Below are 24,367 nucleotides of genomic sequence, written 5' to 3' on the forward strand. Positions count from 1 at the left end.
GCGATAGCCGGGCTATGTTTTAAGAATTCATATTGGGTATTGAGCCCAATCTAAGGAATAATAATAATTTATCAGGTGGCTTATGTTTGTTACTCACTTCCAGAAGGCGATTACATACATTAGAGAAACTCAGGAAATAGCTTTATTTGCTACAATGGCTGATGCAAGACTATCAGCGGCATTTAGTGCATCCCCTTTGTTTTATATCATTTTGCCTTTTATTGGTTTCTTATTGACGGTAAATGCCTTAATTAATGGATTCCAACTTGCAAAAGCCAGCAATCGCAATGTTGATCGATGGTTACTTTTTGCTACTTCTGCGATTTGTGCTGCTTTAGCAAGTGTATCACTTTATGGAGCTGCACTATCAAAGATTCTTGGTTTTAGCTTTGCTGCAGGCCCTTGGTTTTTTTTTAGTAGTTTACTTGTGGCATTGACTCATCAGTTCATGATGTTTGGAATCAATTTATATAGAGCCTTTGAATCCCCCAAAGACAGTATTCAACGTATGCATTATATGCAGGCAGCTTTAAGTAACGCCTTTGCCATGGCCTTTTTAGCCTCAGCTTTAGGTGCCGTTGTTTTTGTTTTACTTTTTCCTATGGCTCCAGTTCTAGGTGCTGGATTTTCAATTACTGCAGTATTATTTACTGGTGTTGATTTATTATGGCGTATGGCTCCTTATTCTGTAAAACAACTCATCAAAGGTTGGCTCCACTTGAGCAAGCCAGATGTAACGCAGGATGCAGTGGTGAATCAGGCGGCCATTTTTAACTCTAAAACTAATGAAGAAGAGCCTAAACATCACAGGATGTTTACGTGTTGTGATTACAGTGCAGTGATTCGGAAAATGGATAGTGCAGCAGTTAAAGCTTATCTTTTAGAGCTGATTCAGAACAAATTGAAGCTGTTAGAGTCAAAATTTGATCCTAAAAATGAAAAAATAAATGATAAGATTTCATTATTAAAAACACTATTAAAAGCAATTGAAAATCCTCAAAAAATTTCCAAAAAGAATGTTAGAGCTACATATCCTTTAGCTTTTCAAAGTTTTTGGGCAGACAAAGGCGATGTGGAGCAGATATTGGATGCTGTTATTGCGTTTCAGGATAAGGACCGACTTGAAAAGCATACTCGATTGAGTCTAGACATGGGATAAAAATCTATCAACTGAGTGAAGTTGATTGCAATATAAAAGTTTCACTCTTAATCGAGTAAGAAGTGGGGAGGGCAGAAAGTAGATTGTTCCATGGTTATCCTATAATTTTATCTCACCTTGCTATGGTCTATATTAATCGATATATATTTACAAAATGATCCATCAATGTGTTGTGAAGAGATTTTTCTAAATTATGATGAGAGTAATCTACTCTAAATAAATATAAATTATTAGGTTAAAAGATATGGTTTGGGAAAACACCCTAAAAAAAATCAGCAATAAAACAGCTTTGAAAGCCGCTTTGCAATGGGTAGATAATCCAGTTAATTTACAACTGGTTAACAACCAAATCAATTGTGTTTATCGTTTTGAGTCTGAGGGTAAAGGATTCTATTTACGCATAACGCATGAGAAAATTCGGCCACAAAAAGAATTAATTGCTGCCATCGATTTTCAGCAACATTTGTTTCAAATGGATGCGCCAGTTTGTGACGTGCTTATATCGAAAAATGGATGTTATATTGAAACTGTAGTGCAAGAAGAACTCCATTTTTTAACCCAGGTATGTTCTGAAGTACCGGGAACTATTATGCATTTTGGATATCAGGATAAAAATGTATACGTACACTGGGGGCAAGCATTGGCTCGTTTACATCGTGCTGCAGGAAGTTATCAAGCGGATGGCCATCATTTTAGAAGCTGGAACGATTTATGGAACGAAACGGCAGACTACCTTGCTCATGAGGATTCTGCTATTCAGGATTTATTCCACACCATTGATGAGCACTTCAAAGTTTTTACAATAAATAACATTAATTTTGGTTTGACACACGGGGATCATCGTCCAGGAAATGTGCTGTTTGACGGCAAACTAATTCACTTTATTGACTTTGATGAACCGGTTTATCATTGGTTTATGGCTGATATTGCCAAACCTTTTTTAGATTTATGCGGCAGTCCATATTCCGAATGGGCCACGAAATTTGCCTGGATGATAGAGGGATATCAGCGTATTTTAGCTATTGATGAACAGTTATTACATGCGATCAATGATTTTAGCCAAATGAAAAGCCTGGATATCTATCTTTGGTGTAAAAATAATTGGCATGAACCTACAGCACCAGGTGGAAAACCAAGGGAACAGTGGCTTAATGAGTTAAGGCATATGGCATTTACACCACTATTTCAATTTTAAACTACATGGCTTCCCAAGAAGAATTAATTAATAAGCCTGGGTACAGTGCAGCGAAGCCTAGGATCTAAGAGGATATTTTTAAGCTACCATTATCTATGGATGTGAACCATAATAGCCTTCGAGCCAAGCCAGTTGTCCGCAAGCACATATTCAAACATCACCTTATTGGTAATGGCCTGGGCAATATATTGATTTATGTGTTCGTATTGAAGTTCCTTTAGATGTTTCTTTGTGCTGAAGAGTGTTACGAGATTTTAAAGAGGAAAAAAGAGGGAAAAGGAGCTTATGAACGAGTTGGAGTTTTATTTAGAAAAAGTGAGGCCTTTATTTTCTTTAGTCAAAGGAAAAGCAGATAATGCAATCAAATCCTATTATTGAACTGAATCTTTGGTTGGCAAGAGAACGGGAGACTGGGGCACCTAACCCAAGTCACGCTGTTTTATCGTCTATTTCATTAGATGGTGTCCCGCATAGCCGAGTCGTTGCTGTTCGTGAAATTTCAGATGAAGGGATTTTATTTTTTACGCAAAAAAGGACTCGTAAGGTAAATGAATTAAAAAACAATCCTCGAGTAAGTCTTGTTTTTTGGCTGGAGCTTTTGCAGCGAGAAGTGATTATTGAAGGTAACGCTCTATTTCTAAATCATGCTGAGAATAAAAAATATTGGGATAATTATCCTCAATGGGCTCAAATTCGCTTTTTAAGCTATGCTCCGAATTCAATGCAATTAATTGAGAGTAAAGAATTTCTCGAAAAAAAACGTCAGAAGTTAGAGGAGTCATTTTTGAATAAACTAATCCCTCTAAGCCCTGAATATTGCGGTTTCCGTATCAAGCCGGAACGCATGGTATTCTATGCATACCGGCAAGATGAACTGTCCGATGTTTGGGAGTATGTTTTAAAAAATAATGAATGGAATTTACAACGTTTATCGCCCTAAAAATATCTGAGTAAAGTGGATGCATAAACGAATTCAATTATTCTTTACACTAAGTGTAAAAATTTACCGTTAGCAATAGAAGACAATAGTTGGTTTTTATTACTCCTACCTCCAATAAGTCACACATTTTGATATTTATTTGATCTCATGGGGCGTTCTCAACTACACTTTCCCAGTTTTTATAATTTAAGGAAGAGCATTATGAAAAAACATCCTGAAAGCAAATCCCTGCCGTCATCTCCGCGCAAGTATGAACCGCCCAAGCCTCCTAAAAGCAAATCTGGACCAGCATCTCCGCGAGAAATTAATGTGCCTGATTCTCAAGGGGAAATAAGGGTAGGGGACCCTCCGTTTACTGACAAATCAAGTAATGAGAAGAACGGGCACACAGAGACGCCCACAGGCAAAGGTTCAATTACCCAAGCTTTAAAGTTTTTCCGAAGTGGAAAATCCACATCCTTCCCAATCCTACCAACCGCTCCAGCGACTCCACCTGCAACTCCTCGAGCAACTTCTTCTAATGCGCCACCAGGTATTTCTCTAGCACTAAGTAGTGAAACTATAAAAATCAAGAAAAAAACTGCTAAAGTTGCAGAAGCCAAAGAAGCAGAAGAACCAATATTAAAAAGAGCTGAATCTCATAGAACTATGTTTGGTGTGCTTTGTCTGGATAATTTAATTTCTGAAACAAAGCATCCAGAATTATATCGTCGAACGATTGCATGTACTGTTTTGGCGCAACATTATAATACCTATATCGACTTGCTGGTTAAGTCCAAGTGGCATACAGCAGGCAGTTTAAAGTCTCTTCACACTGAAAAAGCGCAAAAGCTGCTTCAACACACGCAAGGAGAGCAGGTTAAACTAATGAAAGAGCTTTGCCAAATCCTAGATAAAGCATTAACTGTTTATTTAATAGAGACAAGTGATGACGCAGGACAAGTTGATAAACTCTGTGAATTCCTAAGAGAACGCATCGATGCAGTAATGGGGATCACCCAATTTGATAATTACCCATTTGTTAAGGGGCTTTCTTATAAAGACAAACGTCATTTTTTTCCTAAAGAGATAAATTGTAATTTAATGACGATGAAGAGGATACAAAAGAAAGAGTATGAATTAAGAGCTGAAATTCAAACAGCGGCTTTGGACTTCTTGCAAACAGAAAAATTTAATGAACCACTGGCAATAGTTTTGCCGTTTTTGGCGCATTATGTGAACGTTTATCATGGGCGAGAATACGGTGAAACCTTAGAAAAATTAGGTCATACAATAGTTCAAGTATATGGTTATCTGGAAGAATTGCGAATCATGGAAGCTAATTTTGATTCTGCTATTAAAAATAAGTTTACTCCTCCAGGATTCATTAGTTTCAACTCCTTGTTACCTGATCATGCTGAATTTCGTAGACTTCTGGTAAGTCAAATAAGTTGGGTCTTAAAACAAAAAAACTCTAAACCTTCATGCAATCCTTCTGAGTCAGATTTTTTCATTTGTGATGGCAGTGAATTACTTTCAGCAATAAAGATGGAAATTTCTTCTTTTACGAAAGGATTTAAAAAAATATCCAAGGAGGTTCCAAAGGATTTACCAAAATTAGCGAAAAGGTTGGCTGAAAAGATGTTGGAAGCGAATCTAGCATTAGAGTCTGAAGAAACCCACGATAAGGTAGAATCTCGAGCTTTTGGTTATTAACTAATTGATTTAGAGATTAATAATCAGAAGTTATGTGGGTGAAACGAAGTGCGCTAAGTGAACTTAACCAGATGAGTAAATGTCCACTTCGTTTCACCAACTTCAGGAATTAGTTGATATAGCTATACTGTGAAATGAAATTCAGCAGCATTTTGCTCAACTAGCTTGTCATGCGCTTGTACTAGACCATCAACAAAGAATTCTGTTACTTTTTCATAATCATCAGCCGGTAATACTGTTTCAAAATGTTTAAATAATTTTTCGACTATTTCATGGATTTCTAAGCCTCGAAATGAAATATTAGAAGGCGCTTCAGAAGCAAATTGCATTCTTAAGTGGCTAATGAATTTTTCCGGTGGAACATGAAGAAATGAACGAATAAACGGTTTCAAAAGAGGAGAGTAAGTATTTGCTAATAAGCTTTGTTTTTTTAATGCTTCAAGCTCTGATTGTGTTCCTATTCCACAAATAAATAAAAGGAACTGCACCGCGACTTGAGCTACGGGATTGAATTGTTCATCCTTAAATATAGCGCTTTCTTTTTTTAATCCTACGGCGGCTAACAATAATGAGTGAGCGATTTTCTCGAGAGATTTGTCATTTATTTGCTGTTTTGAATAATTGCTATGAAGAGCAAAATATACTTTAGACCATTCTTGAAACTTGTTCAGAAAGGTTTTACTGTCTTCTACAAATCGAGGCAGAGAAGGTTGAGGCATGTATGGAAAAATTATCTCATGCGGCTTATGAACTTCCATCGGGCCTGTATCAGCCACAACAGCGGTTAACGCCGCCAAGTCATCCCACTCAGACCTGGAGTTTCCATTATCTAAATTTATTTGTTGTGATTGTGTTGAACTTACTTGTGTTGATGTACTATTGTTTACTTCGGCGCGCTTCATTTTTTTTCTTTTCGGCGTATCTTGAGTACTTTTCTGCTCAGCAGAGTTACTTTCCGAAATAGTTTCAGAGAAACGACGTTTGGGGGCTTGTTGTGGTAATTTTTTTAATAAATCATTTGCCAGTTCAAGTCCCGTTTCAATAGAATCCAAGAGGTTGTTATTTATTGAGAGTTGAGCTCTAAGAGTCCTATCTTTATATTTACTCTCTAATATTCCTTTAAAATTAGTGTATTCATCAATAATATTTGTTAGTTCTTTTCTTATTAAAGCTGCATTTGGCATATTATTCTTTTCTTCTTTTTCAATATAAAAAAGCCGCATTTCAGCCTTAAGTAATTTAATTTTATGCAACTGAAAGTTGGCTTTCAGTATGTGTCCTGAGTGTATTTCATTCAAATGAGAAGGATGGAGTAATGTATGCGAATGAATAATTTTCTGAAAACAATCATTCGCTTTGTCTAACATAATAAGCGAGTTTTCCAGAGTTGTATTTTCTTTATTTTCATAAGAGTAATGGATATAGCTATAGGCAATAACTAATAGAGCGTCGTTATTTTTTGCATAATCAAAGGCAGACATATTATTATAGAGTTTTTTCAAATAGCGAGCTGGTATTTGTTCAAACAGCTTAATATTTTCAGCTAATAACTGGAATTGATTTGTGTCTGATACATAATCATTAAAATTGGCAAGCACTTTTTTATGTATTTTTGTTAATCTGGACATAGGTACCCTTTAATGTGATTTCATTGTCAATAAATAGCCTGAGGCTTTTTCGAGGGCGAATTATGATAGAGAATGATTAAAAAAACACTAATAAAATGGCATTTTTTTGAAAGAATGCTCAAAAAATGAGTAAAGCAGGTTGAGTTGTAAACACAACCTGCTTCGGTTGTTACATCCCGGAATAATTTGGTCCACCGCCACCTTCTGGGGCATGCCAAACAATATTTTGTCGAGGGTCTTTGATATCACAAGTTTTACAATGAATGCAGTTTTGAGCATTAATTTGTAATTTGGGGCCATGTTCTTCTTCAATAATTTCATAGACCCCTGCAGGACAATATCGACCTTCAGGGAATGCATAGGTTTTTAAATTAATATCTATTGCCGATTGAGGTTTTTTCAATACGAGATGGCAGGGTTGATTTTCTTCATGATAGGTATTTGACAAAAAGACAGATGACAGCCTGTCAAAAGTAAGCACGCCATCGGGTTTGGGATAATCTATTTTCTTTGCTTCATTGGCCGGAAGCAATGCATTGTGATCCGCATGATTTGACAGTGTCCATGGGGAGTATCCACGTGTAATGTATGTTTCAAAAGCCGCATTGAGCAAGCCTGGAATTAAACCGTATTTAAATCCTGGTCTTATATTGCGAACAGCGTAGAGTTCCTTTTCTAGCCAGGATTTTTTGACTTTTTCCGGATAACTAGTTAATTCAAATTGGGCTTCGCTTTCTTGTTGTAGCGCCTCAAAGCATGCTTCTGCTGCAAGCATACCCGATTGCATTGCTGTATGTATTCCTTTGATTTTAGGGACATTAAGGAAGCCTGCGGCATCACCAATTAAAGCGCCACCTGGAAATGTAAGCTTTGGTAAAGATTGCCACCCACCTTCATTAAGCGCACGTGCACCATAACTGATTCGTTCGCCTCCCGTTAAAACAGGTTGAACTAATGGGTGCGTTTTGAAACGTTGAAACTCTGCAAAAGGATTTAACCAGGGATTTTTATAATCCAAACCAACTACAAAACCAATGGCAACACGTTGTTTAGATAAATGATATATAAATGAACCGCCGTAGGTTGCGAAATCCATGGGCCATCCCACAGTATGAATTACTTGTCCGGGTTTATGATGTTCTTCTTTGATCTGCCATATTTCCTTTATCCCCAATCCATAAGTTTGCGGATTTGCTTTATCCCTGAGGTGATAGCGTACCATCAGGCTTTGGCTAAGTTGTCCACGACACCCTTCAGCAAGCAATGTCTGCTTAGCAAGTAAATGCATTCCAGGTTGATAGTTGTTCGTTTTCTCTTTATTTTTATCGAGGCCTACATTCCCGGTTGCAACGCCAATAACTTGATTTTTATCGTTATAAAGGGCCTTAACTGCAGCAAAGCCAGGATAAATTTCGCAACCCAGAGATTCTGCTTGTTGGGCAAGAAACATGCAAAGCTCGCCCAGACTAATAATATAATTACCTTTATTATGCATGGGTTTGGGGGTGGGAAGTTTATAGAAATTTTTTTGAGTTAAAAAATAGAATAAATCTTCAGTTACCGCAGTATCAAGAGGCGCATCTTGCCAGGTATCAGGGAGTAGTTCTTTAAGGCTTTTCGGCTCCAGAACCGCTCCAGAAAGAATATGAGCACCAACTTGAGCTCCTTTTTCTAAGATACAAACAGATAATTCTTTTTTTGCAGCCAAAGCCAGCTGCTTCAATTTAATCGCGGCAGATAACCCCGCCGGTCCAGCACCGACGATGATTACATCAAATTCCATGGTCTCGTGTTCCACACGCGCTCCTAACTGTGATTATAAAAAGATAAAATAATCGCTTTTCCAGGCGCTAATATCAAGATTTATATTGAAAATTATGTTTTGGAGCCTGAGTGAAGCGTATCAGAGCGCGGCATCGATTATATTACTTTCTTGGGTTCCGCCATATAGCTTAAAATGAATTGCTAAATTGATAATTGTCATCACAGCCACCAGTTGTTGCTGAAATAGCGGTGGCACTGAAACGAGTACAAGGTGAGATAATGCTGTGTGGAATGCTGAGAAGAGTCAACAACAGACCTGCTGCAGTTCCAAGAAGCGTTAAACCCGTTAGTGCAAGACTGTTTGTGGCTCCCTCTAATGCTATATTACGATATTCTGCATTCATCATTACAATCGATAAAAGACCGAGTAACATGAATCCTACGAAGTAACACGCAGCAACAACTGCAGTAATTGCCATAAAAGCCGTACCAAGTGTAGATATTAAAGGATACCAGATTGGCGCCAACAATTCGCCTGCAAACTCCTGGCCATCTCGGTATGGAGTAAAAAAACCGGGGCGCTCTCGATATTTGCTCATCGTTCGCTCAATGATTCCCGAAAGATAGTTTTCATCTCCTTCTTCATTTTTTAAATCGAGTATTTCACTAATTTCATCCCAGCCAATTAAATTTAACATAAAATCCTCACGGTGATTGAGCTTTGTGCAGATTATCCAATTTAATTAATAGAGTCAAATAGTTAACTTTCATTTAGAGCATTTACAATGTGGATTATTTTAGTGAGTTATGTTTTGAGAAGCTTTTGGGTTGAATGAAGTGAATAACGTAACAGAAACCGACGAAATAGACTAAACTGATTGTAGAATATACAAAAGGAGTTGGTTAATGAAATCCGTACTAAGTTTATTGCTTCTTGGCTTTTCAACGATAATCCATGCAAATAATAATTTATCCATGAATGTTAATGTTAATGTTAATGATCCAAGTTTTGTTGTAACGTTACCTGCAAATCCAACTACAGGATTTCAATGGTCGATTGTACGCTTCGATAAAGATTTATTGACACTCCGTAGTAGTACTTATGAAAGACCAAAAACTAATCTTATTGGCGCTGGCGGGCAAATGCATTTCACCTTTGCGAGACAGAAGGGGAAAAACTATCCCGAAAGTACGGTAATTGTACTTAAATATGCTCGATCTTGGGAGCCTGATACTGCAACTTTGAAAAGTATTACAGTAAATTTTGTAAACACTGATGGGAAATAATTGTGGTGTAGCCTGGGATAAGAAGTTTATTTTTAATGCAGGATTTACTATATTCCGCGCATAATGTGCGGAATATAGGCTAATGAAGCAATTGTCAACAGACCCTAGAAAGCCCGGGTTTCGCTGCGCTGGCCCAGGCTACTGATTATCATCCTTTTTTATATTTAAATGGCAAATATCTTGGTTCCCAAAACATGTCCTCTATTAGTTTTTCTAAATCAGCATCATTATTTTTTTGCGCGAGCCCTGAATCGATAGCGCAGCGTGCTATGGCAACCGCAATTTCTTTGGCGACGGTTTGTGCATTATCCAAAGAGGGTAATAAAGGTAAGTAACTTTCTTTTTTACTTGGTGCAAACTTGCATAAAGCATGAGCTGCAGCCAGGATCATTTCTTTTGTTAGTTTTGTTGCGTTAACCGCGAGGACTCCTAGTCCTATGCCAGGAAAAACTAATGCATTATTGCATTGAGCAATTTGTACCATTCGATTATGGTATTCAACCTCAGGGAATGCTGTACCTGTAGCAATTAACGCTCTACCTTGACTCCAGGTTAATATATCTGCTGGTTTTGCTTCGCATTTCTCATCTGGATTAGACAAGGGGAAAATAATGGGACGTTCGCAATTAACTGACATGGTTTCAATGATGTCTTGTGAGAAAGCTCCTGGTTGCGCAGAACAACCTATAAGGACTGTGGGTTTTACATGTCTAACAGTATCAGTAAGTGAGGGATGCTGTTTTTCATTGATGGCCCATTTATTTATTTCTTTAGGATCTCGTGCATAGCACTTTTGTGCTTCAGTAAGATCGGGATCGGTGTTGAGCAACAGTCCTTGTCGATCGATTAACCAAAATCGTTGATATGCTTCTTCTGGACTAATTCCTTCACGTACCATCGCGTCGATAATTTGATCGCTAATACCAGTTCCGGCTGATCCTGCACCAAAAACAACAATACGTTGTTCATGCAGTTTTGAACCCGTTACATCACAGGCCGCTAATAAGGCAGCTAATGTGACGGCACCGGTACCTTGAATGTCATCATTGAAGGTACACAATTGATCTTGAAATTTTTCCAAAATGCGTCGTGCATTACCTCGACCAAAATCTTCCCAGTGTAAAAAAGCATTGGGAAACTGTTTGTGAATCTCATGAACAAAAGTGGAGATAAATTCATCATATGCTGCCGGGTTGATGCGAGGATGACGACAACCTAGGTACATAGGATCATTGAGCAGATCCTGATTGTTTGTGCCTACATCAAGAAATATCGGTAAGGTGCGAGTCGGCTCAATGCCGCCGCATAAACAGTAGACCATTAGTTTGGCAACGGGAATATCCATTCCTCCGATCCCTTGATCACCAATACCCAAGACTCCTTCTCCATCGGTAACGACAATCACATCAATTTCTGGATTAGAACGATTTTTTAATATTTCTTCTATTTGATTCTTATCAGAATGCGAAATATATAAACCGCGAGGTTGTCTATACTCATGACTGAATCGTTTTACCGCAGTTCCAACAATAGGGGTATATATTGTAGGTAACATTTCACCTAAATGACGATTGATTAATTTATAGAATAAGATCTGATTTTTATCGTGCAAATTATTTAAATAAATATTTTGTTGTAATCGTGTTGTATAACTGGAATATTGCAAATAAGCTCGTTTGACTTGTTCATCCAAAGTTTCAACTCGATGGGGTAGCTTGCCTAATAGGCCAAACTCTTTTCTTTCTTCATTTGTGAACGCCGTTCCTTTGTTCAACTGAGGGGTGGTAAGAAGGGGTTTGCCACAAAGAGAAGTTTCAATATATTGTTCTCCAGTTTGTGGCTCACGTAGCAATTTAAAATCAAGCATGGTTATCTCATAAGATGGCGTTAGCAGTTGTGTAATGATAATATCGGTTTTTTGTAGTTTACAATAGGTTGAGTATGAATAAATGTTTGGTAGCGCTATTTGTCATTTTAGGATTAGCATCTTGCTCAGCGAAAAATGAACATTATTACAAATCACATCCCAATGAATTACAACAAGCGATAAAATCTTGTCCTGAAAAACAACCGCAGGGTATGAGCTGTGAGCAATTGGAAGCTCTTGCCAATCGTATGAATAAACTGGCATATCAATTACAACTCAGTCCCCAAGGCTTTGGAAAAAAAATCATGGCGTTGCAAGAGATGATTGCTAAAGATCAAGCGCAATTAAAAGCTGAGAAAAATAATGCAAATTTACAAGCCAATTTAACTCAAAACATAAGTGACTTAGCTGATCATTTAGCTGTGGTTAGATGGTTTGAATCACCTATGAGTTAAAAAATGAGAGTATTAATAAGTAATGATGACGGTGTTTTTGCACCTGGAATTAATAGACTGGCAAACGAGCTGTCTACTTTTGTCGATATTGACGTAGTTGCCCCGGATAGAAACAGAAGCGGAGCAAGTAATTCTTTGACTTTATCACGTCCCATAAAAGTCAAAAAATTGGATAATGGCTATTATAGTGTTGAAGGTACCCCAACTGATTGTGTGCACTTGGCTGTAACCGGTTTTTTAGATACTGAATTTGATATGGTTGTTTCCGGAATTAATGAAGGTGCAAACTTAGGAGACGATATTCTTTATTCAGGGACTGTCGCTGCTGCAATGGAGGGTCGTTATTTAGGGTTGCCTGCTCTTGCGATTTCTATGGTTGGAGATAATATTCAGCATTATGATACAGCCGCATCGATTGCGAAACAATTGGTGATGCAATTAAGTATACATCGCCTGCCTTCCCAAACTATTTTAAATGTTAATGTACCTAATCTTCCTTTGGATCAAATTAAGGGGATGCAAGTAACCCGTTTGGGAACAAGACATGGTGCTGAGCCTGTAGTAAAAGATCAGGATCCTAGAGGACGGCCCATCTATTGGATCGGTTTGCCTGGAGCAGAGGCTGATGCTGGTCCTGGAACAGATTTTAATGCGATAAGCGAAGGGTATGTTTCAATTACACCACTTCATTTGGATATGACGAATTACAAAATGTTCGATCAATTGGCCAACTGGCTTGATGGGATCCACATTCAATAAAACAATTTGCTTGAGGTAATAAATGATAGTCACATTTTGCAAAAGATTTTTATGTCTTTTCCTCATAATGACTTTAGTAGGGTGCGGAAATAACTTAGCTCCTGTTATGGAATCCAGATGGAATCCTTATTGGCGCCATCAAAAAGTGTATGTTGTAAAACGCGGAGACACCCTTTTTTCCATTGCATTTCGTTATGATACTGATTATCAAACACTGGCTCGCTTGAATCGTATTAATCCACCTTATTCTTTGAGAGTAGGGCAGGTTATCAATTTGCGAGGCATTACTCCAAGACATAGACAAACAGCACGTCGACCCGTCATAAAACGAAATTATTATGTTGCACCAAAAACCCAAGCAAGACCCACTGTAATTTACTCACCAGCAAATCGATTTGCTCGCTCTGCTTCGGGATGGATGTGGCCTGTAAGTGGGCATGTTGTTACATCATTTGTTCCTGAACAAGGTAAAAAAGGCATAAATATTGCATGTAAAAAGGGTGAGCGAGTGATTGCTGCAGCAAGTGGTGTGGTCGCTTATGCTGGAAGTGGATTAGCAGGTTATGGTAACTTGATTATTATTAAACATAATCAGGGATATTTAACTGCTTATGGATATAACGCACGAATTATGGTTTCCGAAGGACAACATGTGAAGGCCGGTCAAACGATTGCAATTGCGGGTGTTATAGATCGCAAATATACAGGTGTTCATTTTGAAATCAGAAGGTCAGGTGTACCAGTCAATCCTTTGAATTATCTACAAAAAGGTTGACAGATTACTTATAGTTATAGCAACAATAATGTTTTTATGAAGTATAATGTAGTTATGAAATAAATTTCGCAACATGACTAGAGTCTGTATGCATTTCGCTAGCTTGAGCCAAACTGGATTGATTTTCGAGTACCGAAGCGCAGCACACGTAGTATGTGAGCATCGAAACGTAGAAAATCAGGTCAGTTTGGCTCAAGATAGTAGAAATGAAGACAGGCTATAACACTATAGGTGAAAAATAATGCACGAAGACGATGAGTCAATTAAAGAACCGGAACTTAAGGATGAAGATTGGTCTGAACCAGACGATGAATCGCTCTTAATAGAGGAGGACATTGATTCGCTTCTTGAAAAAGATGCAGAAGATGAGGGTTCTGAATTTCCTGATTTTTCGGATGATAATGCGTTTCCTTCATTTCGTGGTAAAAATGCACAAAAGATGATGGATGCGACCCAGCTTTATTTGGGGGAAATTGGATTTTCTCCTCTGCTTAGTGCTGAAGAGGAAGTGCATTATGCAACTCTTGCTTTAAAAGGAGACGTTGCGGCTCGTAAAAAGATGATCGAATCCAATTTACGGCTTGTAGTTAAAATTTCACGTCGTTATCTTAATCGCGGTTTACCTCTTCTTGATTTAATCGAAGAAGGAAATTTAGGCCTAATGAAATCGGTCGAAAAATTTGATCCTAAACGAGGTTTTCGATTTTCAACCTATGCTACATGGTGGATTAGACAAACGATTGAGCGTGCGATTATGAATCAAACGCGGACAATTCGTTTACCGATACACGTGGTTAAAGAGTTGAATGTGTACCTTAGAGCCGCAAGACAACTCACGCAAAAACTAGATCATGAGCCTTCACCTGAAGAAATTGCTGAAATGGTTGATAAACCATTAGAAGATGTACAAAAGTTACTGGGTTTGAATGATAAAGTAACTTCTGTTGATACACCAATTGGCTTTGATGAGAATAAATCATTATTGGATACTATTGCTGATGAAAACAGCGTGAATCCTGCAGAGCTCTTAACTAATGAAAATTTACGTTTACATATAGAATCTTTATTGGATAAGTTGACTGAGAATCAACAACAAGTTATTGCAAGAAGATTTGGTTTAAGAGGTTTTGAAAAAGCCACGCTTGAGGATGTTGGCAAAGAAATTGATTTGACACGAGAGCGTGTACGTCAAATCCAAGTTGAAGCATTAAAAACATTGCGTGGCTTATTGGAAAAAATGGGATTAACGCAGGAAGATTTGTTTTAAATTAACTGCAAAAATCTCTATGTCCAACTTATTTTGCCTGGTTGAAATGAAGGGACTTGGGGTATCTCATCGTTCCACTTCGTTTTATCCAGGCTATGACTAACCACAATGTTATGGACATTTAAAATTTACTTTAAGTCCTTTCCAGCAATCAGCATAATCTTTCTGCATTTGGGGAATACGCATTGCCTGCTCAGTAACCTGCCATGCATCCCTGGTTTCAAACATAAAAGCTAAGGTATTTAAATACAATTCAGGCTCTAATTTTTGATTTACCGCTTGTTCATAACTTACTTGATCCGGTCCATGCGGTGTCATGCAATTATGAATACTCACTCCGCCAGGAGAGAATCCTTCCTTTTTAGCATCATATTCACCACGAACAAGCCCCATGAGCTCATTCATATAATTACGGTGGTAATAAGGCGGTCTAAATGTATGTTCGGCAACCATCCACCGCGGAGGAAAAATTACAAAGTCTAAATTAGATACACCTGGTGTATCACTTTCGGAAGTTAACACGGTAAAGATAGAAGGATCAGGATGATCAAAGCTTACTGTATTAATTGTATTAAACAAGCTTAAATCGTAACAATAGGGTGCATAATTACCATGCCAGGCTACTACATTAAGTGGCGAGTGATCACATTTCGCTGTCCATAATTTGTTTTGGTATTTGCAAATAAGAGTTGCATGTGTAACACCTTGTTCAAACGCTGCAATTGGATATTGAAAATGTCGTGGATTCGCTAAGCCGTTTGCGCCTATGACTCCTAAAGGAGGCAGGGTAAGTGGGCTGCCACTATTTTCACATAGATATCCTTTTGATTCGGTACCAATGAGCTCCATTTTGAATTTAACACCACGAGGGATAACAGCTATCATGCCGGGACATATATTTAATTTTCCAAACTCCGTGTGTAGATTCGTTTCACCCAGGTATGGAACAAAAAGCATTTCTCCATCGTTATTGGCAAAATATTTATTGTGCATGGAACGAGTACAATGATAAACATATGCATTCACATGCTGGCTGCCAGCAAGATGAAACATGCCTTCAACAAAATCAAAATCCTCTTCTTTAAATAGATCTATCGGAGACCAGCGTAAAGGATTTGGAGATTGTTCTGCATGATGAGGTTTAAAGAGTTCCATTTCATAGGCTTGATAAGTGCCTTGAACAACGGAAGGTAATATGCGGTAAAGCCAGCTATGTAAGTTATTCTGTCTTGGACGAGTAAAAGCTGTCCCACTTAATTGTTCGGCATAAAGACCTAAGCTACAGTGTTGGGGTGAATTTTGGCTACTAGGTAAAGCGCCTGGTACTGCTTCAGTTTGATGATGATTACCAAATCCCTGCAAATACACTGTTATCTCCTTTAGTGTTTATGGTTTTTTGAGCAGCCAGGGTAGAGCGCAGCGGAACCCGAGGAAAAATATACTGCGTCATTAAACCAGGGTTCACTGCGCTTCACCCGGGCAACATTTATTTACAATAAATTAAAAAACTTGATGATGATGGCTACTATAGTCTAAAAAAGTTAAAAATGTCGAGTCCAAAAGTAAGTTAAGTTATTCTTTTTAACAAAAGAGCATGTATAATTTATACAAAATTAAATATGGTTTTGAGGTAGCATTATGGCAGGTCATAGTAAGTGGGCAAATATTAAATTCCGTAAAGGAGTTCAAGACGCAAAACGTGGAAAAATATTCACCAAGTTAATTCGTGAGATTACGGTAGCTGCTCGTATGGGGGGAGGAGAGGAGTCTTCTAATCCAAGATTAAGAGATGCGGTTAAAAAAGCGCTTGCTGCAAATATGAAGCGCGACACAGTTGATAATGCCATCAAACGCGGTGTTGGTGGACTTGAAGGCGAGGCAATGGTTGCCATGCGTTATGAGGGTTATGGACCAGGAGGGGTTGCCGTCCTTGTTGATTGTTTATCGGATAATAAAAACCGAACTGTATCTGAAGTGCGTCATGCATTCACGAAATGCGGCGGCAATTTGGGGACTGATGGCTCAGTATCTTATCTCTTTAACAATCAAGGAGAGATTCTTATGGCACCAGGGCAGTCTGAAGAACAGGTTATGGAAATCGCTTTAGATGCGGGCGCCAATGATGTTTCTGTAGATGAAAACCAGATTGAAGTGATTACTCCCGTGGAAGCATATCATAGTGTATTAAATGCGCTTACAGAAGCAGGTCTCGATATTGAGCAATCTCATTTAACCATGCGCGCACAAACTTTAGTTCCTATTGATGATGAATCGGCGGAAAGTCTCTTGAAGTTAATCGATATGTTGGAAGATTTAGATGATGTTCAAGAAGTGTATAGTAATGCTGATTTTTCAGAAAAAATATTAGAATCAATTAGTTAATGGCTATTATTTTAGGGATAGACCCCGGATCAAGGATTACTGGATACGGTCTGATAAAAGAATCAGACCGTAAAATTGAGTACGTTGATAGTGGCTGCATACGTACAACTCCAGATAGTGAGCTTAGTCAAAAATTATTGCAAATATATGATGGCATTTGTCAATTAATGGACCATTATTCCCCTGATGAAGTAGCGATTGAACAAGTATTTATGCATGAAAATCCAAACTCAGCTCTAAAATTAGGGCATGCACGTGGTGTGGCTATGGTTGCTGCAGCATCACATCGTGTTAAAGTAAGCGAATATTCACCACGAGAAATAAAGCAAATGGTTGTTGGTTATGGGGCTGCCGAAAAAGCCCAAGTAAGTCACATGGTCGTGCATTTGCTAGCCTTGAATAAAGCGCCGCAGAAAGATGCTGCAGATGCATTGGCAATAGCGATTTGCCATAGTCATATGCGTCATAATTTATCATCCGTAATTGGCAGGCGAGGATTAAGGAGAAGAAAGAGATGATTGGTTGGTTGAATGGACAAGTTATTGATAAACATCAACCCGGAAAATTGGTCCTTGATGTCCATGGAGTTGGATATGATGTGGAAACCTCATTAAATACCTTTTTTCAGCTGGATAGCTTAAATGGCTCGGTAGGGTTGCACATACATACTGTTGTTCGAGAAGATGCTTTACTGTTGTATGGTTTTTTGGAGAGAGAAGAGAGAGAGCTATTCAGAGCGTTGATTAAAGTGAATGGTATTGGTCCAAAACTCGCGATGTCGATTCTTTCTAGTATTACTCCGAATGAGTTTATTCAATGCATCCAACAAGAAAACGCTTCCATTTTAATGAAATTACCTGGTATAGGTAAAAAAACAGCGGAGCGTTTAGTTGTTGAAATGCGTGATAGCATGAAGCAATTTTCTGTATCTTCTTCTGCCTCTCTAAATAAATCGATTCCTATAATGAGTGGCCAAGATGAGGCTGTTTGTGCTTTAGAAGCATTGGGGTATAAGCCTCAGGAAGCATTGAAAGCTGTCAATAAAGTGAATGATAATTCTAAAAGCTGCGAGCAACTTATCCGCGACGCGTTACAAATTTTAGCCGCTCGATAATTAAATGCAAGCCTGGGAGAAGTGTAACGAAACTCAGCGATTCTATTATATTTCTCCCAGTTCGCTATATTACCTGGTTGTTATATTATTATGTTCTTGAACAGGTATAAAGAATCTTACAATTAAACCCGTACTGTCTTTGGGAGTATCGAGCATAAGCCTTCCGCCATGTAATTCGGAAATTTGCTGAACTATTGCTAAGCCAAGACCGCTTCCTGGACTTTTGTTTCCTAGCACACGGAAAAAACGCTCAAAAACACGTGATTGTAATTCAGCTGGAATACCCGGTCCGTTATCACTGACTTCGAGCATTATCTCATCCTTTAATTTAGCCAGTCGTACAATAATTCGACCGTTGGCATTACAGTATCGTATGGAGTTATCTACAAGGTTACGAATTAATATTCCCAGAGCAGTGGCATTGCCATACACAGTTAGATTTTCTGCATCACTTTCAAATTCAAGATCAATTTGCTTTTCTACCGCAGCAGGTGCAAGCATTGCTAGTATTTCGCGAGTTAATCGGCTTAAATTGACCTCATCTTTCTCATCCATGTGCGCTGCTTCGGGAACAAGTCGGCTCATAGTAAGTAACTGTTGGACTATGTGAGTGCTGCGATTAACACTTGCAATAAGCTTTTGTAATGCCTGATTTTTTTCCTCTATATCATTTGAATGTAACGCAACTTGTGCTTGTGTTTTTAGTGCGGCAAGTGGGGTGCGTAGTTCATGCGCTGCATCGGCCGCAAAACGTTTTTCTCGTTCAAATCCTTCTTTTAGCCTGAAAAACAACTTATTCAATTCGTCAATTACGGGTTTAATTTCTTCTGGAACTTCATGTAAATCAACTGGTTCAAGATGACTGGGAGCGCGGTTAGCTACTTCCTCAGCAACCTTATCCAGGCTATCCAAGCCACGACCAATAATAATCCATATTAATAAGCCAGATAATGGAAATGTTAAGAGCATAATATAAAGGTCATCTTGAGCGATTCTATGACCTAGTTCATTTCGTGTATCGTAACGTTCAGCTAAAACGGTACGGATTCCTGCTTTATCATTGTAAGTAGTGAAAACACGCCAATCTTGGGTAGATATTTTTTTATCACTAAATCCATCAACTTCTGAAGTTAAAGGAATTTTGGGGGCTGAAGATGAATGCAATAATAATTTTCCACCATTGGTCCAAACCTGAAAATTAAACTTATCAAGATAGTTTTCCGGGGGTTCTTCATTGAGAAATCTTTTTTGATAGTATGTATCAATCTTTTGAGGAATTGTTTCGAGTGCCTCTTGAATTTTCGAAAGAGGGCGCTGATGAAGATCATCACCTAGTAATGCCTGATAAGAAAGTGCAGAAACGGCCATTAAACTATCCAAGTGGTCTTGGATATCCTTTTGATCAAGATAATAGTTACCTATAGCAGTTAATGTGGTCGTTATAGTAATGGCCAGCAATAAATTGATTAAAAGAAACTTTCTTATAGAAGATTTCACGATACAGCAATACCATCATTTTTTTCTGCCATATATCCCACACCTCTAATTGTTCGAATAAAATTGGCATTAAGTTTTTTACGTAAATTATGTATATGTACTTCTAGTGCATTACTATCTACATCTTCTTCCCAACCATAAATACTTTGCATAAGTTGTTCGCGTGATAAAACCTGACCGCTGTTTTCTAGAAGCTTCTGCAGTAATGCAAATTCTCTACGTGGGACATTAACTAAAATATCATCAACAAATACAGAGTGGGCCGCTGGGTCTAGAGTAATATTTCTATATTGCAGAACTGAGTCTGCACGGCCTTGTGAGCGTCTGACCAGGGCTCTGATTCTTGCGCTAAGTTCGTTGAGATCGAACGGTTTTATCAAGTAATCATCTGCGCCACTGTCCAACCCTTTTACACGGTCTTCAACTGATTCTCGGGCTGTTAAAATAATAACTGGAGTAGGATTGCCATCATGACGTATATTTTGTAATAATCCGAGACCAGACAACTTAGGTAAACCCAAATCGAGAATAATCAGCTCAAATGATTCGGATTTTAAAGCAGCACGAGCCGCTTCACCATCTTTAAGCCAATCTACAATATAACCAAATTGAGTTAAGCCCGTTTTAACCGCATCACCAAGTAATTCGTCGTCTTCAACTAGCAATAGTCTCATTCTCGCTCCTATTGTTTTTCAAGTCCAGTCTCATCCATGTGTTTTGTTAGATAAAAAGCTTGAATTAATACAAAAAGCAGAGTAAAACCAACCCCACCAAATAACTTAAAGTTAACCCAGGCATCAGTATTAAAATTATAGGCAACGTAAATATTTACTGCGCCCATTAAAATAAAAAACAATACCCATGCTGTATTCAGTCTATACCAGATTTTTCCTGGTAGCGTCACATTAGCTTCCATCATTTTTTGGATCAAAGGTTTGCTACCAATGTAACCTGAACTAAAAAAGACTAAGGCGGAGAGCCAATAAATACCGGTAGGCTTCCATTTAATAAACCAGGGATTATGGAAAAAGAGAGTGGCCCCTCCCAGAATCATGATTATTGCAAGGCTGATTAAATGCATTTTTTCATAATGCTGAAATTTTAATCTAAAAAAAGCAACTTGACTTAAAGATGCTATCATCGCAATAGCTGTCGCGGTATAGATACCAAAAAATTTGTATACTATAAAAAATAAAACTATAGGAAAAAAATCAAATAGTAATTTCATACACTTTAATGCAATAAAATAAGTTACTTTGAGTATAACACAAGTTTTTGTGCTCACCTCCTTGCTTTATACGAGAAATGAAAAATAATTGTTAATATTAGGGCATTATGAGTTCATAAAGACGGTTGGTTCGGTTCTCGAGCAAAGTGAGCGGTTATAAGCTTCATCAACTCATTTGAAATTACAAAAGTAAATTAATTAACCAACCAATAACTTTTGCCCACGATATAAAGGTTCATTTCGCTTAAGGCCAGGGTTTAATGCAATGATGCGTTCTATTTTCGTTTTATGTTGTTGGGCTATAGCACTAAGGCTGTCACCTTGTTTTACAATATACTGAATGGGTTGAGTTACCTTTTTCCAGATCACGAGTTGCTGACCTTTTTGTAACTGTTGATTGCTTGCTAATTTGTTCCATATCTGTATGTCTTTAGCACTGACGTTATAAGTTCTTATCAGCGTCTGATATGTCTCATTGTCTTGCACGATATGAATAACACGTTGATTTTGTGGCATAACTATTTGATGTCCTAATGGTAGGGCAGACGTAACAGGTTCCTTTTTAACTACAACTGGAGTATTTCGCGTACTCGGAATTAAAAGGAATTGATTGGGTTCAACATGATTTGTCTGGAGTTGATTTAGCTGTTTTATTAAATTCACCGTAGTGTGATATCTAACAGCAATACTATCCAAGTTATCACCGGGTTGTACTATGTGCTTTTCCCAACTAACACGTTTTTCTGCCGGTAAGTTAGCAAGATTTAAATTGAATTGATGTACTTTTTCAGCAGGGATAAGTAATTTAATGGGTTTATCAGGGGCTGTAGTCCAGCGATTAAAACCAGGATTTAATTTGATTAATTCTTTATAACTAATTCCTGCCATTTTTGCAGCATGGTTTAAATCAATTGGACTCCCAATATTAACTTCCACAAAATAAGGTAGATAAGGTATTTCAGGTAGCGTTAATTTATATTGTGATGGACTTTTAATTATTTCTGCTAAGGCGAGCAGGCGAGGCACGTAAACCTGAGTTTCTCTTGGTACTGCCAAATCCCAAAAACTTTGAGCACGCCCACCTGTTGCTTTGATTGCCCGATCTATAGTTCCTTCTCCCGCATCATAGGCAGCAATGGCTAGAATCCAATTGCCATTAAAGAATTTATTGAGATAAAGAAGATAGTTGAGCGCGGCATCGGTTGAGGAGCTAATGCTGCGTCGTGCATCAAACCACCAATCTTGCTTTAATCCTAAACCTGCACCTGTTTGTGGCATTAATTGCCATAATCCAGCGGCACCAGCTACAGAATATGCAAAGGGGTCATAAGCACTTTCAATCATGGGTAACAGGGCCAATTCACCAGGTAGGTTTCTTTTTTTTACCTCATAAATGATATGATAAAGATAGGGTTCAGATTGACGGCATACTTTATTAAGAAAGCCTGGGTGAGCTATAAACCAGCGGATTTGCTCCTGCACTTCAGCGCGCGATGTTTCATGATTTAGGGTGAATTGCGTGCGCAATACTTCCCATGAATCAGTAGCAGTGTATGCTAAAGTCTCATTAGTAATGCCCAAAAAAATGAGTAAACAGAATAAAAAAATCTTTATTTTGAAAAACTTAAATTTCAATGGTAATTACCTATGAATATAATTGGCTACTGAGTTTACTAAAATTAGTCATATGATTAAACCCTCGTTGTGTTTGATTAACTCATAAAGACTTAAATTGATTCTATCTGGGTGATTATTTAAATGAGTTTTTTTCTTCCCTTAAAACCCTAAATACTTCTAATGAGCTATTTGATGTTGCTCCATGTGATAATGCATATTGTTGTACATCGGGTTCACCGGTTCGTAAAAAAGGATTAATTAATAATTCGAGTTCCAGGGTCGATGGAAGTGTGCAAGATTGGGGTGAGCTATGTAATTTTTTTAAGTATTGTTGAATAACCAGGTTATTAGGTTCTACTGTTTGCGCGAAGCGCAAATTTTGTTCTGTGTATTCATGAGTACAAAATATTTTTGTGGTAGGGGGTAATGTTTTGAAAAGATGCAACGATTGATGCAGTTGTTCCATTGTCCCGTCAAGAACACGACCACAACCTGCGGAAAAAAGCGTATCCCCACAAAATAATAATTCGTTCCGAGGCTCATAATAACTAATATGACTTGAGGTATGTCCTGGATTAAATAATATTTCGAAAACACATGTTCCGACTCGAATGGATTGATGTTCTTGTACCGCATTATTTACGCAAGGAATGCGCGGATCACTTGGACCATAAACAGTGCATGAGTGATAGGTTTTAAGTAATTGACTCACTCCTCCAATATGATCTTGATGATGATGAGTTAATAAGATAGAGCGCAAGCTGAGTTGGTTTGTATGAGCAAATTGCACTACTGGTTCTGCATCACCAGGATCGACACAATCAAATGTGCCTGCGACTTTATCAATAATTACCCAAATGTAATTATCTGAAAAAGCAGGAATGGGGTAAATAGTCATGAATAAGCCTCAATAATGTAGGAAGAACTACCTGGATTAAAATAAGTTTTAAGGGTATTTAATACAGTTTTCATTTCTTCTGCTAAAGTAAAGGGTGGATTAATTATCCAAAGACCACAACCTGACATCCCCTCCATTGGAGTAGATGTCAGATTAAATTCAATACGTAACGCATTTTTGGCATTGATTTCTTTCATGCCTTTGTTGAGTTTATCAGTTAATTTTTTATCGACCAGCGGATACCAAAGACAAAATACACCTGTAGCAAAACGAGAATAAGCTTGTTTGATTGCAAGAGGAATTTCTTTATATTCTTCTTTTATTTCAAATGAAGGATCAATGAAAACTAATCCTCTTTTTTCTGGTGGTGGAAGTAGTGCTTTCATCGCTGCGATACCGTCAGTATTACTGAAATGTACTTTCTTATTCATACGCTGAAGCTGACTGAGGGCTTCAAATTCCCTTGGATGGAGTTCGCAAAAATACATCCTGTCCTGCATTCGTAGCGTGTTGATCGCGAGAAACGGTGAGCCGGGATAATATCTTAATGAATCAGTAGAATTGAGTTGGTTAATCAACTGAAGGTAGTTTTGAAAAACAGAGGGTAGGGTGTTTCTGTTAGACCAAATCAGTTGAATGCCTTGTTTGTATTCCTGGGTCTTTTCAGCTTGTTTATTCTTTAAGTCATATAAACCTTTACCTGAATGGGTCTCAAGATATAAGAGAGCTTTATCTTTACGTGTTAAGTAATTTAGAAGATGGGTTAAAGCAATATGTTTGATGACATCCGCAAAATTACCTGCATGATATCCGTGTTGATAACTGAGCATGGTGTTCCTA

The 24,367-nt window shown here is 38.0% G+C and carries 23 protein-coding genes; 12 read left to right on the top strand and 11 right to left on the bottom strand.

Features of this window, described 5'->3' with window-relative positions:
* The first annotated feature begins 82 nt into the window (after window positions 1–82).
* The 4 genes from DGG96_RS02945 (at window position 83) to DGG96_RS02960 (ending at window position 4,989) form a co-directional block, all read left to right on the top strand.
* Entirely contained in the window at window positions 83–1,159 is a 1,077-nt protein-coding gene (locus DGG96_RS02945) for a hypothetical protein (RefSeq protein WP_110141525.1), read from the top strand.
* A gap of 244 nt (window positions 1,160–1,403) precedes the next feature.
* Window positions 1,404–2,354, top strand: coding sequence for a phosphotransferase enzyme family protein (locus DGG96_RS02950; RefSeq protein WP_110141526.1), 951 nt, complete (start codon window positions 1,404–1,406; stop codon window positions 2,352–2,354).
* A 355-nt stretch (window positions 2,355–2,709) separates the two neighbouring features.
* Window positions 2,710–3,294, top strand: coding sequence for a pyridoxine/pyridoxamine 5'-phosphate oxidase (locus DGG96_RS02955; RefSeq protein ID WP_110141527.1), 585 nt, complete (start codon window positions 2,710–2,712; stop codon window positions 3,292–3,294).
* 201 nt (window positions 3,295–3,495) lie between these two features.
* Window positions 3,496–4,989: a hypothetical protein gene (locus tag DGG96_RS02960; protein WP_110141528.1), complete on the top strand. Its 1,494-nt coding sequence runs from the start codon at window positions 3,496–3,498 to the stop codon at window positions 4,987–4,989.
* A gap of 122 nt (window positions 4,990–5,111) precedes the next feature.
* Here DGG96_RS02960 and DGG96_RS02965 read toward each other — a convergent pair whose 3' ends face one another.
* The 3 genes from DGG96_RS02965 to DGG96_RS02975 form a co-directional block, all read right to left on the bottom strand.
* On the bottom strand, window positions 5,112–6,617 hold the full coding sequence (locus DGG96_RS02965; protein ID WP_110141529.1) for a hypothetical protein: 1,506 nt from the start codon (window positions 6,615–6,617) through the stop codon (window positions 5,112–5,114).
* A 169-nt stretch (window positions 6,618–6,786) separates the two neighbouring features.
* Window positions 6,787–8,415: an electron transfer flavoprotein-ubiquinone oxidoreductase gene (locus DGG96_RS02970; RefSeq protein WP_110141530.1), complete on the bottom strand. Its 1,629-nt coding sequence runs from the start codon at window positions 8,413–8,415 to the stop codon at window positions 6,787–6,789.
* Window positions 8,416–8,569: 154 nt separating this feature from the next.
* Window positions 8,570–9,079, bottom strand: a complete 510-nt coding sequence (locus tag DGG96_RS02975; RefSeq protein ID WP_110141531.1) for a hypothetical protein — start codon at window positions 9,077–9,079, stop codon at window positions 8,570–8,572.
* Between the two features lie 208 nt (window positions 9,080–9,287).
* On the opposite strand from DGG96_RS02975, the gene DGG96_RS02980 reads away from it, so the two are divergent.
* Window positions 9,288–9,668: a protease inhibitor I42 family protein gene (locus DGG96_RS02980; RefSeq protein WP_110141532.1), complete on the top strand. Its 381-nt coding sequence runs from the start codon at window positions 9,288–9,290 to the stop codon at window positions 9,666–9,668.
* A 148-nt stretch (window positions 9,669–9,816) separates the two neighbouring features.
* On the opposite strand, the gene DGG96_RS02985 is transcribed toward DGG96_RS02980, so the two are convergent.
* The gene (locus DGG96_RS02985) at window positions 9,817–11,535 is read right to left on the bottom strand and encodes an NAD-dependent malic enzyme (protein WP_110141533.1); all 1,719 of its coding nucleotides are present in this window, start codon (window positions 11,533–11,535) and stop codon (window positions 9,817–9,819) included.
* 74 nt (window positions 11,536–11,609) lie between these two features.
* Between DGG96_RS02985 and DGG96_RS02990 the strand changes: the two genes are divergently transcribed.
* From DGG96_RS02990 to rpoS, 4 genes are all read left to right on the top strand, one after another.
* Window positions 11,610–11,990, top strand: coding sequence for a hypothetical protein (locus DGG96_RS02990; protein WP_110141534.1), 381 nt, complete (start codon window positions 11,610–11,612; stop codon window positions 11,988–11,990).
* Between the two features lie 3 nt (window positions 11,991–11,993).
* The gene (gene surE / locus DGG96_RS02995) at window positions 11,994–12,749 is read left to right on the top strand and encodes a 5'/3'-nucleotidase SurE (RefSeq protein WP_110141535.1); all 756 of its coding nucleotides are present in this window, start codon (window positions 11,994–11,996) and stop codon (window positions 12,747–12,749) included.
* 22 nt (window positions 12,750–12,771) lie between these two features.
* The gene (locus tag DGG96_RS03000) at window positions 12,772–13,524 is read left to right on the top strand and encodes a peptidoglycan DD-metalloendopeptidase family protein (RefSeq protein ID WP_110141536.1); all 753 of its coding nucleotides are present in this window, start codon (window positions 12,772–12,774) and stop codon (window positions 13,522–13,524) included.
* Window positions 13,525–13,765: 241 nt separating this feature from the next.
* On the top strand, window positions 13,766–14,791 hold the full coding sequence (gene rpoS / locus DGG96_RS03005) for an RNA polymerase sigma factor RpoS (RefSeq protein WP_110141537.1): 1,026 nt from the start codon (window positions 13,766–13,768) through the stop codon (window positions 14,789–14,791).
* Window positions 14,792–14,902: 111 nt separating this feature from the next.
* Here rpoS and hmgA read toward each other — a convergent pair whose 3' ends face one another.
* Complete coding sequence (gene hmgA / locus DGG96_RS03010; RefSeq protein WP_110141538.1) at window positions 14,903–16,159, bottom strand: homogentisate 1,2-dioxygenase; 1,257 nt, start codon at window positions 16,157–16,159, stop codon at window positions 14,903–14,905.
* A 270-nt stretch (window positions 16,160–16,429) separates the two neighbouring features.
* Here hmgA and DGG96_RS03015 point away from each other — a divergent pair, with 270 nt between their 5' ends.
* The 3 genes from DGG96_RS03015 to ruvA are packed head-to-tail and all read left to right on the top strand — an operon-like array spanning window position 16,430 to window position 18,287.
* Window positions 16,430–17,173 carry a YebC/PmpR family DNA-binding transcriptional regulator gene (locus DGG96_RS03015; RefSeq protein WP_110141539.1) on the top strand — a complete coding sequence of 248 codons (744 nt, stop codon included), beginning with the start codon at window positions 16,430–16,432 and terminating at the stop codon, window positions 17,171–17,173.
* Window positions 17,173–17,691 carry a crossover junction endodeoxyribonuclease RuvC gene (ruvC, locus tag DGG96_RS03020; protein ID WP_110141540.1) on the top strand — a complete coding sequence of 173 codons (519 nt, stop codon included), beginning with the start codon at window positions 17,173–17,175 and terminating at the stop codon, window positions 17,689–17,691. The genes DGG96_RS03015 and ruvC overlap by 1 nt, the downstream gene beginning before the upstream one ends.
* Window positions 17,688–18,287: a Holliday junction branch migration protein RuvA gene (ruvA, locus tag DGG96_RS03025; RefSeq protein ID WP_110141541.1), complete on the top strand. Its 600-nt coding sequence runs from the start codon at window positions 17,688–17,690 to the stop codon at window positions 18,285–18,287. Before ruvC ends, ruvA begins: the two co-directional genes overlap by 4 nt.
* A gap of 69 nt (window positions 18,288–18,356) precedes the next feature.
* Here ruvA and DGG96_RS03030 read toward each other — a convergent pair whose 3' ends face one another.
* The 6 genes from DGG96_RS03030 to DGG96_RS03055 form a co-directional block, all read right to left on the bottom strand.
* Window positions 18,357–19,784, bottom strand: a complete 1,428-nt coding sequence (locus tag DGG96_RS03030) for an ATP-binding protein (RefSeq protein ID WP_110141542.1) — start codon at window positions 19,782–19,784, stop codon at window positions 18,357–18,359.
* Complete coding sequence (locus DGG96_RS03035) at window positions 19,781–20,458, bottom strand: response regulator (RefSeq protein ID WP_110141543.1); 678 nt, start codon at window positions 20,456–20,458, stop codon at window positions 19,781–19,783. Before DGG96_RS03035 ends, DGG96_RS03030 begins: the two co-directional genes overlap by 4 nt.
* A gap of 8 nt (window positions 20,459–20,466) precedes the next feature.
* Entirely contained in the window at window positions 20,467–21,012 is a 546-nt protein-coding gene (locus DGG96_RS03040; RefSeq protein WP_110141571.1) for a septation protein A, read from the bottom strand.
* A gap of 198 nt (window positions 21,013–21,210) precedes the next feature.
* The gene (locus DGG96_RS03045) at window positions 21,211–22,647 is read right to left on the bottom strand and encodes a lytic transglycosylase (RefSeq protein WP_110141544.1); all 1,437 of its coding nucleotides are present in this window, start codon (window positions 22,645–22,647) and stop codon (window positions 21,211–21,213) included.
* A gap of 115 nt (window positions 22,648–22,762) precedes the next feature.
* Window positions 22,763–23,527: a hydroxyacylglutathione hydrolase gene (gene gloB / locus DGG96_RS03050; RefSeq protein ID WP_110141545.1), complete on the bottom strand. Its 765-nt coding sequence runs from the start codon at window positions 23,525–23,527 to the stop codon at window positions 22,763–22,765.
* Window positions 23,524–24,357, bottom strand: a complete 834-nt coding sequence (locus DGG96_RS03055) for a 23S rRNA (adenine(2030)-N(6))-methyltransferase RlmJ (RefSeq protein ID WP_110141546.1) — start codon at window positions 24,355–24,357, stop codon at window positions 23,524–23,526. The genes gloB and DGG96_RS03055 overlap by 4 nt, the downstream gene beginning before the upstream one ends.
* Window positions 24,358–24,367 lie beyond the last annotated feature (10 nt).

The sequence above is a fragment of the Legionella qingyii genome (assembly GCF_003184185.1).

What these genes read in the sequence shown, in the direction of transcription:
- DGG96_RS02960 (WP_110141528.1), top strand. Translation starts at nt 3,496, where the DNA reads ATGAAAAAACATCCTGAAAGCAAATCCCTGCCGTCATCTCCGCGCAAG.
- DGG96_RS02990 (WP_110141534.1), top strand. Translation starts at nt 11,610, where the DNA reads ATGAATAAATGTTTGGTAGCGCTATTTGTCATTTTAGGATTAGCATCT.
- DGG96_RS03000 (WP_110141536.1), top strand. Translation starts at nt 12,772, where the DNA reads ATGATAGTCACATTTTGCAAAAGATTTTTATGTCTTTTCCTCATAATG.
- DGG96_RS02965 (WP_110141529.1), bottom strand. Translation starts at nt 6,617, where the DNA reads ATGTCCAGATTAACAAAAATACATAAAAAAGTGCTTGCCAATTTTAAT.
- rpoS (WP_110141537.1), top strand. Translation starts at nt 13,766, where the DNA reads ATGCACGAAGACGATGAGTCAATTAAAGAACCGGAACTTAAGGATGAA.
- DGG96_RS03040 (WP_110141571.1), bottom strand. Translation starts at nt 21,012, where the DNA reads ATGAAATTACTATTTGATTTTTTTCCTATAGTTTTATTTTTTATAGTA.
- DGG96_RS03035 (WP_110141543.1), bottom strand. Translation starts at nt 20,458, where the DNA reads ATGAGACTATTGCTAGTTGAAGACGACGAATTACTTGGTGATGCGGTT.
- DGG96_RS02955 (WP_110141527.1), top strand. Translation starts at nt 2,710, where the DNA reads ATGCAATCAAATCCTATTATTGAACTGAATCTTTGGTTGGCAAGAGAA.
- DGG96_RS02975 (WP_110141531.1), bottom strand. Translation starts at nt 9,079, where the DNA reads ATGTTAAATTTAATTGGCTGGGATGAAATTAGTGAAATACTCGATTTA.
- ruvC (WP_110141540.1), top strand. Translation starts at nt 17,173, where the DNA reads ATGGCTATTATTTTAGGGATAGACCCCGGATCAAGGATTACTGGATAC.
- DGG96_RS02945 (WP_110141525.1), top strand. Translation starts at nt 83, where the DNA reads ATGTTTGTTACTCACTTCCAGAAGGCGATTACATACATTAGAGAAACT.
- gloB (WP_110141545.1), bottom strand. Translation starts at nt 23,527, where the DNA reads ATGACTATTTACCCCATTCCTGCTTTTTCAGATAATTACATTTGGGTA.
- ruvA (WP_110141541.1), top strand. Translation starts at nt 17,688, where the DNA reads ATGATTGGTTGGTTGAATGGACAAGTTATTGATAAACATCAACCCGGA.
- DGG96_RS02980 (WP_110141532.1), top strand. Translation starts at nt 9,288, where the DNA reads ATGAAATCCGTACTAAGTTTATTGCTTCTTGGCTTTTCAACGATAATC.
- DGG96_RS02950 (WP_110141526.1), top strand. Translation starts at nt 1,404, where the DNA reads ATGGTTTGGGAAAACACCCTAAAAAAAATCAGCAATAAAACAGCTTTG.
- DGG96_RS02985 (WP_110141533.1), bottom strand. Translation starts at nt 11,535, where the DNA reads ATGCTTGATTTTAAATTGCTACGTGAGCCACAAACTGGAGAACAATAT.
- DGG96_RS03055 (WP_110141546.1), bottom strand. Translation starts at nt 24,357, where the DNA reads ATGCTCAGTTATCAACACGGATATCATGCAGGTAATTTTGCGGATGTC.
- DGG96_RS03015 (WP_110141539.1), top strand. Translation starts at nt 16,430, where the DNA reads ATGGCAGGTCATAGTAAGTGGGCAAATATTAAATTCCGTAAAGGAGTT.
- surE (WP_110141535.1), top strand. Translation starts at nt 11,994, where the DNA reads ATGAGAGTATTAATAAGTAATGATGACGGTGTTTTTGCACCTGGAATT.